At 42.1% G+C, this 12,743-nt stretch carries 10 protein-coding genes and 1 pseudogene; 7 read left to right on the forward strand and 4 right to left on the reverse strand.

All coding sequences use genetic code 11. The features are described from left to right. Positions 1 to 39: 39 nt before the first annotated feature. Entirely contained in the window at positions 40 to 1,227 is a 1,188-nt protein-coding gene (locus tag IQ234_RS03165; RefSeq protein ID WP_193956006.1) for an aspartate aminotransferase, read from the forward strand. Between the two features lie 307 nt (positions 1,228 to 1,534). Further along, positions 1,535 to 2,266 (forward strand): RadC family protein, encoded by a 732-nt coding sequence (radC, locus tag IQ234_RS03170; protein WP_002732646.1) that lies wholly within the window; start codon positions 1,535 to 1,537, stop codon positions 2,264 to 2,266. Between the two features lie 84 nt (positions 2,267 to 2,350). Here the strand turns inward: radC and IQ234_RS03175 are convergent. Next, positions 2,351 to 2,641 (reverse strand): annotated as a pseudogene (locus IQ234_RS03175) (DUF4164 domain-containing protein). 131 nt (positions 2,642 to 2,772) lie between these two features. Next, positions 2,773 to 2,913, reverse strand: coding sequence for a hypothetical protein (locus tag IQ234_RS03180; protein WP_172456262.1), 141 nt, complete (start codon positions 2,911 to 2,913; stop codon positions 2,773 to 2,775). A 65-nt stretch (positions 2,914 to 2,978) separates the two neighbouring features. On the opposite strand from IQ234_RS03180, the gene purM reads away from it, so the two are divergent. The 5 genes from purM to IQ234_RS03205 all read left to right on the forward strand — a co-directional run bounded on the left by purM (position 2,979) and on the right by IQ234_RS03205 (position 10,470). Beyond that, the gene (gene purM, locus IQ234_RS03185; protein ID WP_193956011.1) at positions 2,979 to 4,004 is read left to right on the forward strand and encodes a phosphoribosylformylglycinamidine cyclo-ligase; all 1,026 of its coding nucleotides are present in this window, start codon (positions 2,979 to 2,981) and stop codon (positions 4,002 to 4,004) included. A gap of 204 nt (positions 4,005 to 4,208) precedes the next feature. Beyond that, positions 4,209 to 5,423, forward strand: coding sequence for an NAD-dependent epimerase/dehydratase family protein (locus IQ234_RS03190; protein WP_193956007.1), 1,215 nt, complete (start codon positions 4,209 to 4,211; stop codon positions 5,421 to 5,423). Between the two features lie 66 nt (positions 5,424 to 5,489). After that, on the forward strand, positions 5,490 to 7,103 hold the full coding sequence (locus IQ234_RS03195) for a glycogen synthase (RefSeq protein ID WP_193956008.1): 1,614 nt from the start codon (positions 5,490 to 5,492) through the stop codon (positions 7,101 to 7,103). Positions 7,104 to 7,108: 5 nt separating this feature from the next. After that, positions 7,109 to 7,435, forward strand: a complete 327-nt coding sequence (locus IQ234_RS03200; RefSeq protein WP_061432052.1) for a hypothetical protein — start codon at positions 7,109 to 7,111, stop codon at positions 7,433 to 7,435. 53 nt (positions 7,436 to 7,488) lie between these two features. Beyond that, complete coding sequence (locus tag IQ234_RS03205) at positions 7,489 to 10,470, forward strand: MGH1-like glycoside hydrolase domain-containing protein (protein WP_193956009.1); 2,982 nt, start codon at positions 7,489 to 7,491, stop codon at positions 10,468 to 10,470. Positions 10,471 to 10,592: 122 nt separating this feature from the next. Here the strand turns inward: IQ234_RS03205 and cofH are convergent, their stop codons facing one another. Together cofH and psb29 are read right to left on the reverse strand one after the other, a co-directional pair. Continuing rightward, positions 10,593 to 11,729 (reverse strand): 7,8-didemethyl-8-hydroxy-5-deazariboflavin synthase subunit CofH, encoded by a 1,137-nt coding sequence (cofH, locus tag IQ234_RS03210; protein WP_193956010.1) that lies wholly within the window; start codon positions 11,727 to 11,729, stop codon positions 10,593 to 10,595. Between the two features lie 141 nt (positions 11,730 to 11,870). Then, entirely contained in the window at positions 11,871 to 12,557 is a 687-nt protein-coding gene (psb29, locus tag IQ234_RS03215; protein ID WP_193956012.1) for a photosystem II biogenesis protein Psp29, read from the reverse strand. Positions 12,558 to 12,743 lie beyond the last annotated feature (186 nt).

Genomic DNA, 12,743 nt, shown 5'->3' on the forward strand with positions numbered 1-12,743 from the left:
CATAATGTTAGATTACCTCGATCAGTAAGCCAAGAAGTAATGAGTGTAAATTGGACGAATAGCCGCGCCAAGCGATTAAGTGCCTTACCCCCCTACGTTTTCGCCCGCTTGGATGAATTAAAAGCCTTAGCCCGCAAAGAAGGACTAGATTTAATCGATTTAGGTATGGGCAACCCAGACGGTCCTGCCCCGCGTCCGGTTATCGAAGCGGCCATTCAAGCTTTTGAAACGCCCCAATTTCACGGTTATCCCCCCTTTGAAGGAACCGCCAGTTTCCGAGAAGCGATCGCTAAATGGTATGATCGCTCTTATGGTGTGCAACTCAATCCCGATAACGAAGCTTTACCGCTGCTAGGTTCCAAAGAGGGCCTATCTCACCTGGCCCTAGCTTATGTTAACCCTGGCGATGTGGTCTTAGTTCCCAGTCCCGCCTATCCCGCCCATTTTCGCGGTCCTTTGATTGCTGGGGCGACGCTATACCCAATAATCTTAAAAGCGGAACAGGATTGGCTGATAGATATCGATTCTATCCCCGAAGATGTGGCTAAAAAGGCGAAAATCCTCTATTTTAACTATCCCAGTAATCCCACCGCCGCCGTTGCCCCCCTGGAATTTTTTGAAAAAATCGTTGCTTGGGCCCGGCAATATGAGATTATGCTCGTCCACGATCTCTGTTATGCTGAATTGAGTTTTGATGGTTATCAGCCCACCAGTTTATTAGAAATTCCGGGGGCAAAAGAGATTAGTGTAGAATTTCATACCCTCTCAAAAACCTATAATATGGCTGGGTGGCGCGTCGGTTTTGTCGTGGGCAATTCCGATATTATTCAAGGGTTACGCACCCTGAAAACTAATCTCGATTATGGCATCTTTTCCGTCATCCAAAAAGCGGCCGAAACCGCCCTACAACTGCCCGATGAATACGTCAAACAAGTACAGGAAAGATACCGACAGCGACGAGATTTTTTAATCAAAGGTTTGGGGCAATTAGGTTGGGATATTCCCCCCTCTAAGGCGACAATGTATCTCTGGATTCCCTGTAGCGTCGGTATGACTTCCACGGATTTTGCCCTCAGCGTCTTGCAAAAAACCGGTGTTGTTGTCACTCCGGGCAATGCTTTTGGAGAGGGAGGGGAAGGTTATGTGCGCGTCAGTTTAATCGCCGATATCCCGCGATTAGGGGAAGCTTTACAGCGCCTCGAAGATGCGGGAATTCGCTATCATTAGAGTCCCTGAAAAAATCAAAAATCTTCCGTTGGGTGAGGAGACAGGAGACAGGAGACAGGAGACAGTCGATAGGAGACAGTCGATAGGAGGAGAAAAAAGACAAGAGACAACTACCCTATCCATAAAGCCTAAGATTAGGTCAAATTTATCTGAGGTTTTAGATATTTTGACCCGACAGTGCCTCGATAACTTACTTTTACAGAAGGTCTGGTAAGGAGAGTTTTTCCCCTTGATTTACCGGCCAAATCCCTCTAGGCACTGACTAAAATTGTATGATGGAATTTTATCGCGGTAGCTTGCCACTTCCATGACCTACAGCTTAAGAATTGCCGATATTCCCGTCAGTGAAAGACCAAGGGAACGTTTAATCAGTGTCGGGGCGAAAAACCTCAGTAACGCCGAATTATTAGCGATTTTACTGGCTACAGGTCAAGGTAAGGGGAAACTCTCGGCGGTGGGTTTAGGACAGCATATTCTCAACGAATTGAGTAAATATCGCCGGGATCCTTTGGACGTTTTGAGGGATATTCAGCCCCAGGAATTAACCGCTATTCATGGCATTGGACCTGCTAAGGCTACTACTATTCTAGCGGCGATCGAATTGGGAAAACGGGCTTTTCAACGACGACCGACGGAAAAAATGGTTATCGATAGTCCCGATACCGCTGCCGCTATCCTTGGCCACGAACTAATGTATCAGTCTCAGGAACGTTTCGCCGTTATTTTACTCGATGTCAAAAATCAGTTAATCGCACTAAAAGTGATTACTATCGGCACAGCTACAGAAACACTGGTACATCCGCGAGAAATCTTTCGAGAAGTAGTGAAACAATCAGCTACTAAGTTAATTATCGCCCATAATCACCCCACCGGCTCACTTGTGCCTAGTCAAGACGATATTTTACTCACAGAACAATTATTACAGGGAGCCACCTATCTAGCCATTCCTCTCCTAGATCATTTGATCCTCGGCAATGGCAACTTCCAAAGTCTTCGCCAAATCACGGATCTTTGGGAAAAATATCCCCAAGAAGATTGACAGAAAAGACACTCGATCTTTGTAGTTTAATTTTTTAGCCGTTTCAATTGGGCGTTAATTTCCTCAACCATTATGCGATCGCTGTCAAGGATTGGGGAGAAAACCAAAAATTTTGGCCGCTCCTCCTAAAATGGCAACAACCAAAGCTATCAGAATCCCCCGATTGGTAAATTCCTAATCAGCGACTCTTGCAGTTAACCCTTTAATTTCTGCGGTTAGTCGCTCATCTAAAGCTTTAATGTCCCCTCTTAATTCTGATTGTCCTATCTCTAGCTTGTTTAAACGCTCGTTGACATCTCTTTGTAAAAAGTCGATTTTCCCCTCAATCCTTGTCAAGACAGCCTCAAGGGAATAAGTGACCGTTTCGTTAGACATTTTGCTAAACTCCTAATTAAGTAATCTCAATTAATTGTTAGATAGTGGCGCAGACTTCTGATTCTTTGTATCTTATCTTTAATTGTAACCGGCTACTTAGTCGATGAGTCGATGATAGGTGCTGGGTTACTTTAATCATAGTCCATCACACAATCACACCAATCACAGTCGATGATAGGTGCTGCGTTACGACGGATTCTCACCTTCGAGTCAAAGCAGCAATTTTCCGTCTCACGCACCCTTTCCTCCCCACTTCCCAATTCATAATTCATAATTTATAATTCCCATGGGACCGAAATCTGGGTAAAATTTGAGAGATACAATCGGTCAATTGGGCATGGATTATAAAGAAGCGGGCGTGGATGTGGAAGCGGGACGCGCTTTTGTCGAGAAAATTCGCCAAAATGTGGAAAGTACCTTCCGTCCCGAAGTTATCGGCGGTTTAGGCGGTTTTGGCGGCTATTTTCAGTTACCTTCCGGTTATCAGCAACCGGTGTTAGTATCGGGAACTGATGGTGTGGGAACCAAGCTAAAAATTGCCCATAGTCTCAATTGCCATGATACGGTGGGAATTGACCTGGTGGCCATGTGCGTCAACGATGTCTTAACCTCCGGGGCCGAACCTTTATTTTTCTTGGATTATCTGGCCACTGGTAAACTGGAAGCGTCACAGTTAGCGGCGGTGGTATCGGGAATCGCTAGGGCCTGTCGTGATAGTGGTTGTACTCTTTTGGGAGGGGAAACGGCGGAGATGCCGGGGTTTTATTCGGCAGGAGAGTACGATTTAGCGGGTTTTTGCGTCGGTATTGTCGAAAAAAGTCAATTACTTGACGGCAGTAAGGTGCAAATCGGCGATGTGGCTATCGGTTTAGCCAGTAGTGGGGTTCACAGTAACGGTTTTAGTCTTGTTCGTAAGATTATCGACACCCAGGGCTTAAATTGGCAAGATTGCCCCACAATTTTGTCCGGCTCTAGCTTAGGTGAAGTTTTGTTAACTCCCACTAGACTTTATGTTAAACCTGTGCTAGAACTGCTGCGCTCTGGGTTAGATATTCACGCCATGGCCCACATTACTGGGGGTGGCATCCCGGAAAATTTGCCCCGCTGCTTAGGTAAAGGGCATTCCGTGCAGATTTACCGCGAAAGTTGGCCAGTTTTGCCGATTTTTCACTGGTTAGCTCAGATGGGATCGGTTAATGCCGAAGCCATGTTTAATACTTTTAATATGGGTATCGGTTTTGTGATCATTGTCCCATCAGATCTGGCGCAATCGACTATTAATCAACTACAATCCTCTGGGATTAATGCCTACCAAATCGGCGAAGTGATTGCCGGTAAGGGAGAAATTGTTGGGCTTGATTAAAGTTAGTTGAGGCTAAGAAGATTTTGCCATCAATTCCACCAAAAAATCAGGTTGACTGGCTGGGATAGCAGCAGCGTTTCGGCCTATCCCCAACCCAATTTATATTAAGTTTTTTTACTCAAGTAGTTATACTTAGTTTGCTTCTCGATAGAATCAGGTCAGAACCTCATAAGACACTTTTTCAGAGAAAAGGAGGTTATAGCCATGCAAGAAATGCCTATCTCCCAACTATTAGGAGACCAGTGGTCTGGGAAAAAGGTTCTGGTGACTGGAGCTTCGGGATTTAAAGGCAGTTGGTTATGTAAAGCACTTTTGGAGCTTGGCACTCAGGTTTATGCTACTATTCCCATTCACAACGTCAGACACCCCCACTCAGCTTACCAACTTTTCGATCTGAGTCAGGATGTGGTTGAAGTTTCATTAGACATATCAGATAGCCAACTTGTTTTTGATGTTATTAACGCAGTGGGGCCAGATATTATTTTTCACCTCGCTGCTAAAGCGCAGGTGCCGGTTGCTCAGCACGATCCTAGACGAGCATTCATGGTCAATACGATGGGTACGATTAACATATTGGAAGCTTGTCGGCAGCTAGAAATTGGAGAAAGAATATTAGTCATTTCCACCGATCATGTATTTGGTGATCGCCAGATTCCCAAAGAGGGTTTTTTGGAAAGTAGCCCAGTCGGTTACGCCGGACCTTACGATACCTCCAAAAGTGCGATGGAGTTAGCTGTCCGGTGCTACCACAAAACTTACTACTCTCAATTGCCAGCTATTGGGATTACAAGAGCATCGAATGTTTTTGGATACGGTGATACTGCACCTAGGAGAATTATTCCCCAATTTATTAACTCCGCCGTCAAAGTACCTCATGAGATTTTCATAAAATATACCCGCAATGGTCGTCAGTTTATTTATATTACTGATATCATTGCTGGTTACATAAGGGCGGCCTCATATCTTAACCAAGATGAACAAAAACTCGAAACATCATCAGGGCCTTCTCTAGAGGGAAAAGAGGAAAAATCTTTGACACCAACTTTTCATTTTGCTTTATCTGATTATGGCAGCTATAGCGAAAACGGAGAACCATTCATCAGAGTTAGCAATCTTGCCCGAATGATTCAGTCCATTGTAGCGGATGCCAATTCAGAGTGGTGTAAAGAGATGGGAGTTTGCCATGTTGGGCTTAATCAAGATAGTGCTATTGATTATGCCCCCAATGAGAATCCCTTTCAGGCTATCAACTGTTCTGATACCTGCGCCCGTCTCAATTGGAAACCCAAAACATCCCTTGAAGATGGATTGAAAAAAATGGCACAATGGTTTTTTGTTCTGAACAAAAATGATATTTCTCAATTGAAAAAATTAATCAAGGAGGAAAGTGAGGTCATTACTAAGTATCTTCTATATTAGAAACGATTGGTTCCCTGCAACAAACAACAGTCTATCCGTCACGCTACGACTAAATTGGGGGGTTATATGGGACAAAAAAAATCTTTCAATATCCTTATAGTTGGCTCAGAAAATGCAAATCTTTTGGGTGCTAAAGTAGGAGGTCTTGGAGATTTTGTTAAAGACTTTTCATCAGAACTGCTAGAACAAGACTGTCAAGTATCTGTTGTTATCCCTTCCTATGGCTTTCTCCATCAATCCCCAAGTTCCCAATTTCTCGGCACTATTACTTTCCAATTCTCTGGAAAGAACGAGGAAGCCCAAGTTTTCCAAGTTGTAGGGGAAAACTCCAATCAGGTCAAGCAACTGGTCATTCATCATCCAGGTTTGGTTTCATTGGATAAAAACGGTCGATACGAAATTTACCATCACGACTTAGATTCAGAACCTTGTCAAACGGATGCTTCAAGGTATGCTCTTTTCTGCATCGCCGTAGCTCAAGGGATTGAACAGGGAATTTTCGGACATCTTGACTGTATCCATCTCAATGACTGGCATTCTGCCTGTCTTCTCATCCTCCGTGCCTATCACCCAAATTACCAAACTCTCCAGAAAATCCGAACGGTATACACTATCAATAATTTGTCCTATCAGGGGGTGCGTCCGTTTGCCGGAGTTGCGTCCTCCTTAGAGACTTGGTATCCAGACTTAGAATACGACCCAGATAAGCTGGCAGATCCAAGATGGTCAGACCACGTTAACCTAATGAAAGCTGGAATTCAGTTGGCTGATGCCATCAGTACGGACTCCCCCTCCTATGCTCAAGAAATCCTCTGCCCTACTGAAGCGCCTCGTTTTTACGGTGGTGAGGGACTGGAAAAAGAGCTTTTAGTGGCTTTCCAACAAGGTCGGCTCTTTGGAATTTTACTGGGATGTGAGTATCCCGACAAACGGATTATTCCCAAGCTCAATTTTTCCGACTTGATAAGTCTATTAAAAGCAGAAATTATCCAATGGCAGCAAACAGCAAAATATCTTTCCCCTAATTGCTCATTAGCCCATAAACGGTTAACCGAACTAAGCTATCTCTCAGAAAAACCTCCAATAATATTAACCAGCGTGTGTCGGGTTGTAGAGCAAAAACTCTATTTGATGAAGGCATCAGGAAATAAATTTATATCTGGTCTTAGTGGAGTTTTAGAGGGACTTGGAAAACAGGGAATTTACATATTACTTGGTACTGGTGAGACAGAATATGAAAGATTTTTGACTGAAATCACTTCTCAGTTTGACAATTTTGTGTTTCTCAATGGTTTTGGTTCAGAAGATTGTGCGGCAGCCTTATATGCTAATGGCGACTTTTTTCTGATGCCAAGTTCCTATGAACCTTGCGGCATTAGTCAGATGTTAGCTATGCGTGATGGTCAGCCTTGTCTTGTCCATAAAGTTGGTGGATTGAAAGATACAGTTATTGACGGATTTAATGGTTTTGTTTTTGGAGGTGATTCTGTTGAAGAACAAGTAGATAACTTGGTTTTATCTTGTTTAAAAGCGATTGAAGTCAAACTTAATAATCCATCTCAATGGCAAGAAATTTGCCAGCAAGCAGAAAAATCTCGGTTCTTATGGAAAGATACTGTTAGCCAGTACATTACAAAATTGTATGAACATCAGAACGTCGAAAAATACATAAGGAGTTAAAGATCATGTCTAGAGAATATCAAAGTAAAATCAACCAAATATATATGAGGTTATTTAGTGGAACAACTTGGGAATCTACTCTACCAGATATTTATGAACAGGCCGGAAAAGCTTATGCAGAAATCTATGAACTTAATTGTAAAAATGGATACTGGAAAAGAGCAGATGGCTTTGACAACACATTGATTTACTACATGGCAGAATGGATAAAAAATAATATTTTAAATAAGTTTATTTCGCTCCGTACTGCAAGAGAATTAGCGGATGAAATGGCAACACAGATTCTTGATTACTATCATACCAAGTACCTAAGTACAGGACAAAAAATATAGGGACTGCAAAAAGCTAAGTACAGGACAAAAAATGAAGATAAAGGAGAAAAGTCATGTTGACAACTCAAGATACCCAAAAAGATAATTCCTTCGTGGCAGCTCGGAAACAAACTGAAGAATACAAACGCTTGCAAGAAGCTCGGAAACAAACTGAAGAATACAAACGCTTGCAAGAAGTCCGTGAACAAAATATCCCTTGGAAAAAATGGGGTCCCTATTTAAGCGATCGCCAATGGGCCACTGTCCGAGAAGATTATAGTCAGGATGGTCGTGCTTGGGACTATTTTACTCATGATGATGCCCGTTCTCGTGCCTACCGTTGGGGAGAAGATGGAATATTGGGAATTTCTGATGAGCGTCAGCATCTTTGTTTTGCTATTTCTCTTTGGAATAGTAAAGATACTATTCTTAAAGAGCGATTTTTTGGACTAACAGAAAGGGAAGGAAATCACGGGGAAGATGTCAAGGAATATTACTTCTATTTAGATAATAACCCCACTCATTCTTATATGAAGGCATTGTATAAGTATCCTTATAAATTTCCTTATGATGATCTCGTTGAAGAGAATCAAAAACGAAGAAATGCTAAGTATAATCGAGGAGAAGAACACCCTGAATATGAGCTAATTGATACTAATTGTTTCGACGAGGGATACTTTGATGTTGTTGTCGAATATGCCAAGAAGACTCCTGAAGATATTTTAATTACAATTACTGTTCGGAATCGAGGCTCCAAAGCTCATCCACTACATATTTTACCTACTCTCTGGTTTCGTAACACTTGGTCTTGGTTAGAAGATACAGAAAGAGAAGAACAAAAACCAAGTTTGCAGAGAGTTTTGGAAAAAACTGGCAATAATATGGTGATTAAAGCTCATCATGGCGAGTTAGGTGATTATTATCTCTATTGTCAAGGAGATACTCCTCTGTTATTTACTGAAAATGAAACTAACAACGAACGCATTTTCCATACTCCTAATGCGAGTCAATATGTTAAGGACGGAATCAACAATTATGTAGTTAATCAAGAGCTAGATAAAGTCAACCCTGAACAGAAAGGGACAAAAGCAGCCGCTCACTATAACCTCACTATTAAAGCTAATAAATCTCAAGTGATATGGTTGCGCTTGACAGATATTGCGCCAGATAAACTACCTGATGCTAATCCTTTTGGAAGTGATTTTAAGGAGGTTTTTGACAAGCGCAAGAAAGAAACTGACGCATTTTATCAAGCTATTACTCCTTCAGATTTTCCAATTTCAGATGAGGAACGACAAGTTCAACGACAGGCATTTGCAGGAATGCTATGGAACAAGCAATTTTATTATTATATAGTTCAAGATTGGCTCAAAGGAGATTGGTCATATCAAGACAGAAAGTGGCATAAAATATACCCACCACAAAAAACATCTGAACACATCAGAAATAACGACAACACCCGTAATCAGAAATGGACTCATCTACATAATGAAGACATAATTTCTATGCCAGATAAATGGGAATATCCTTGGTATGCTGTCTGGGATTCAGCTTTTCATGCTGTTACTTTTGCTTTAATAGACCCAGATTTTGCTAAAGAACAATTGTGTCTATTTTTAGAAGACTGGTATATCCATCCTAATGGACAGTTACCATCTTTTGAATGGAACTTTAGTGAAGGTAATCCACCTATTCACGCTTGGGGAGCTTGGCAAGTTTATCAAATTGAGCAAGATATGTATGGTTTTTCGGACAAAGATTTCCTAAGAAAGATATTTCACAAGCTGAATAATAACTTTAATTGGTGGTTAGAAGTTCAAAAAATACCCGAAAAGAATCTTTTTAGTGGAGGCTTTTTAGGACTAGATAATATCAGTCTCATAAATCGCAGTCACTTTAAAAATGATGATGTAAAAATTGAACAAGCAGATGGAACAAGCTGGATGGCTATGTTCTGCTTAAATATGCTGAGAATTGCCATAGAGTTAGGAAGTCAAGACCCATCTAGCGAAGAGATAGAAGCTGCCACCATGTTCCTCAAAGAATTCCTGAATATCGCCAATGCTATTAATGATATGACTGAAAAAAATGGAACACATTTGTGGGATCAGAAGGATGAATTCTATTACGATATTCTCAGTATTGTTCAGGAAAATTTGACCCTAGAGTTTCCCTTAAAGTATCGTTCATTAGTCGGTTTGATTCCCCTATGTGCGATTGATATTTTTGAATCCGAAAGTCAGGAATATCAAAACCAGATAATCGATGCTTTTAAATCTAAGTTCTCTAACTCTAATTCATTGTCCCAATTGTTCTTGCCAGGAGCCGACTTTAATTACTTGAGAGGGAAATATGAAAGTTTCTACATCGCAGACAAGCATAATAATAATAACCTAGAGATGTATTTGTCAATTGTTGACTTTTATAAGTTGCAATTAATCGTCAAAAAGCTACTGGATAAACAGGAGTTTTTGAGCGACTATGGTATTCGCAGTCTTTCAAAAATTCACGATCCTAACTCTGAGTTTGGTTCACCTTACTCGATTCCTTGCTTCATGAAAGATATGCATAACAGTGTTTTACCTTCCAGAATTCTCTACGAACCAGGAGAGGCAGGGAAGTGTCCTGTACATACAGGTAATTCTAATTGGCGCGGTCCAATATGGTTTCCTGTGAATTTTCTAATCATTGATTCGCTTTATAAGTTTCATAATTACACTCATGACTGTCTAGGAGATGAGTTTAAAGTGGAGTTTCCCACTGGAGAACATGAAAGAAATACTCTTAAACAAGTAGCGGTAGAAATATCCAAACGCTTAATCCGTATTTTCCTGCCTGATTGGTCAGGGAAACGACCAGTTTACGGAGATAACCCAAAACTTCGTGAGCTTTTCAAAACCCCTGATGGCCAGGATTTAATACTGTTCTACGAATATTTTCACGGAGATACGGGTCAAGGACTGGGAGCAAGCCATCAAACAGGTTGGACAGGACTCGTAGCTAATTTGATCTATCAGGTCGGAGAATATAACTATCTCAATAGCGCACCTTCTTAATACTCAATTAACGTCAGTTCGGGTTAGGGGGATTTTGTCAGGACTCGGACGGGAGAAGGAAAGTTTTAGCCTGAATCCCGGATCGAGCTTTCAGCTAATCCAGGATTCGGGTTAAATAGACTCTAATAGATTGTATCCCGTTGACGGGCGGGGCGATCGAGGGATTTAATCGCCGTTGCTAACTCCTCGACGGTCAAACAAGTACCGCCCAGGGCCCCAGCCATAGTGGTAATATGTTCTTCCATGAGAGTACCACCCAGATCGTTGCAACCCCAGTTTAAGGCTTCTGTCGCCCCCTGTAAGCCCAATTTTACCCAACTGGGTTGATGATTTTTAATGCTATTGCCCAGATAAATCCGCGCCACTGCTGTTAATTTTAATGTATCGGCTAAAATTGGTTGATCTCGTCCGACTCGATTTCTCAGGGGTTTGGGGGCTGATTGTCCCACAAAAGGCAATAAAATAAATTCGGTGATTTTAGCTGGATAATTATTTTCTAGGGCGATTTCTTGCTGTTTTCTAATTTTTTCAAGGTGCTGCACCTGTTGGCTAGGGGTTTCAATATGACCGCAGAGCATGGTACTGGTGGTATGTAAGCCCAAGCGATGAGCAATACCGACTATTTCTAACCAAGTGGCGGCATCGATTTTTTCCGGACAAATTACCCGTCTTACCTCATCCACTAACACCTCGGCAGCCGTCCCCGGGAGAGAATTGACTCCTGCTTCTTGCAGGGAAGCGATAACTTTTTCGTAACTTAAACCGTCTTCTCTAGCGATAAATTGGACTTCTTGGGGCGAAAAAGCGTGTAAATGCAGGTCGGGAAAAGCTTGTGTCAGGTTTTTAACAATTTCGAGGTAATAGTCTAAGGAATTGCCCCTAATCTTGGCTTTTGGGTTTAATCCTCCCTGCATACAAATTTCCGTGGCCCCGCGACGGACAGCATCCGTCGCTTTAGCGATAATTTCCTCTAAATTAAGCCAGAATGCTCCCTCTTCATTTTCATCGCGTCTGAATGCACAAAAACTGCAATGCTGCTCACAAATGTTACTAAAATTAATGTTGCGATTGATCACGTAGGTTACGGTATCTCCCACCTGTTGACGACGCAAAAAGTCGGCTGTTTCCCGAATCTGGGCAATTAAACGGTTATCGGTAGTTTCTAGCAAGATAATCGCTTCTTTTGCCGATAAATTTGCCCCTGACCGCGCTTTTGCCAAAATATCGGTTACGGGTGCGGTGATGGAGGAGTTAGTCACGGGAAATAAATATTGAGGGTTGCCGATCCTAATTGTAGAACGAGGTCAGAAGGAACAGTAAAGAAAGAGAGCCGATTTAATCCTTTTTCTGTTCCCTATTCCCTTGTCTGCACGCGGTAATTTCCGGTTGAGAGCCTTTATTTATTGCAGGGTGGTTTGTTTTTCCTGTTCTTTTTGTTGACGTTTTTTCTTTTCTGCTTCTAGAGCATCTTCGATAACCTTGAGCAGCTGATCCATTTTATCGAGATTACCGCGATAAACATCGAGGTCTTTTTGCAGTTTCTCGCTGGAGAGATGCAGAATTTCTGAGAACTTTTGCAAAATTGGTTCGCGTTTTTCTTTTTCCTTGATTATGTCCGGTTGTGCTTCGGCTAAAATAGTATAAAGACCGATGGCAAACAGGCGACTATACTTAAACTTAGGCGCATTTATCACCGAAACTAGACTATCAGACAACTGATTGTTACCACCTAGAGCAGGGTTTTGCAGTTGGGAAAGCAAGGAATCAATATTAGTTTCTTTGGCAATAGCGATCATATTTTCGGCATCACGACGATAGACTTCGGGATTACCGTTAACCGCTTGGCACAAAGCATTAAAAATATTCGGTTTATCCTCCCCCGGACGATAGCCTTCCATGAACTTCTCGAAAGAAGTAACCACACCAAGGGCATAAATTGGATCATAATGGAAATCTACATTAACGGAGAGCAGGTGCATCTCAACTAATAATTCCTCAACCACGCGCCGATATACCGAATTGATGGGGCGGGTGTGGCGAGTATAAAAATCACGCTTACTATCGGAAACAGTACGAATTTTGTCCACAGAACCAAACTTCATAAAAATTTAACACTGCTCTCATTTTCCCCCTTCTCGTTCCCCCTGACAAGGCCGGTGATCACCAAAGAGCCGCCAGCAGTCAGTCCAGAGAGAGCAAAAGAGCGAGTAAGATGGGGAAATGGGGAAATGGGGAAATGGGGAATTTCAACTAAAACCCCAACACCCCAACAC

It is taken from the genome of Microcystis aeruginosa LEGE 91341, assembly GCF_015206885.1.
GTDB classification, from domain to species: domain Bacteria; phylum Cyanobacteriota; class Cyanobacteriia; order Cyanobacteriales; family Microcystaceae; genus Microcystis; species Microcystis aeruginosa_H.

Coding starts and splice junctions, on each gene's coding strand:
- IQ234_RS03200 (WP_061432052.1), top strand. CDS start 7,109: ATGTCTAGAGAATATCAAAGTAAAATCAACCAAATATATATGAGGTTA.
- IQ234_RS03190 (WP_193956007.1), top strand. CDS start 4,209: ATGCAAGAAATGCCTATCTCCCAACTATTAGGAGACCAGTGGTCTGGG.
- IQ234_RS03195 (WP_193956008.1), top strand. CDS start 5,490: ATGGGACAAAAAAAATCTTTCAATATCCTTATAGTTGGCTCAGAAAAT.
- purM (WP_193956011.1), top strand. CDS start 2,979: ATGGATTATAAAGAAGCGGGCGTGGATGTGGAAGCGGGACGCGCTTTT.
- IQ234_RS03180 (WP_172456262.1), bottom strand. CDS start 2,913: ATGAATTATGAATTGGGAAGTGGGGAGGAAAGGGTGCGTGAGACGGAA.
- IQ234_RS03205 (WP_193956009.1), top strand. CDS start 7,489: ATGTTGACAACTCAAGATACCCAAAAAGATAATTCCTTCGTGGCAGCT.
- IQ234_RS03165 (WP_193956006.1), top strand. CDS start 40: ATGAGTGTAAATTGGACGAATAGCCGCGCCAAGCGATTAAGTGCCTTA.
- radC (WP_002732646.1), top strand. CDS start 1,535: ATGACCTACAGCTTAAGAATTGCCGATATTCCCGTCAGTGAAAGACCA.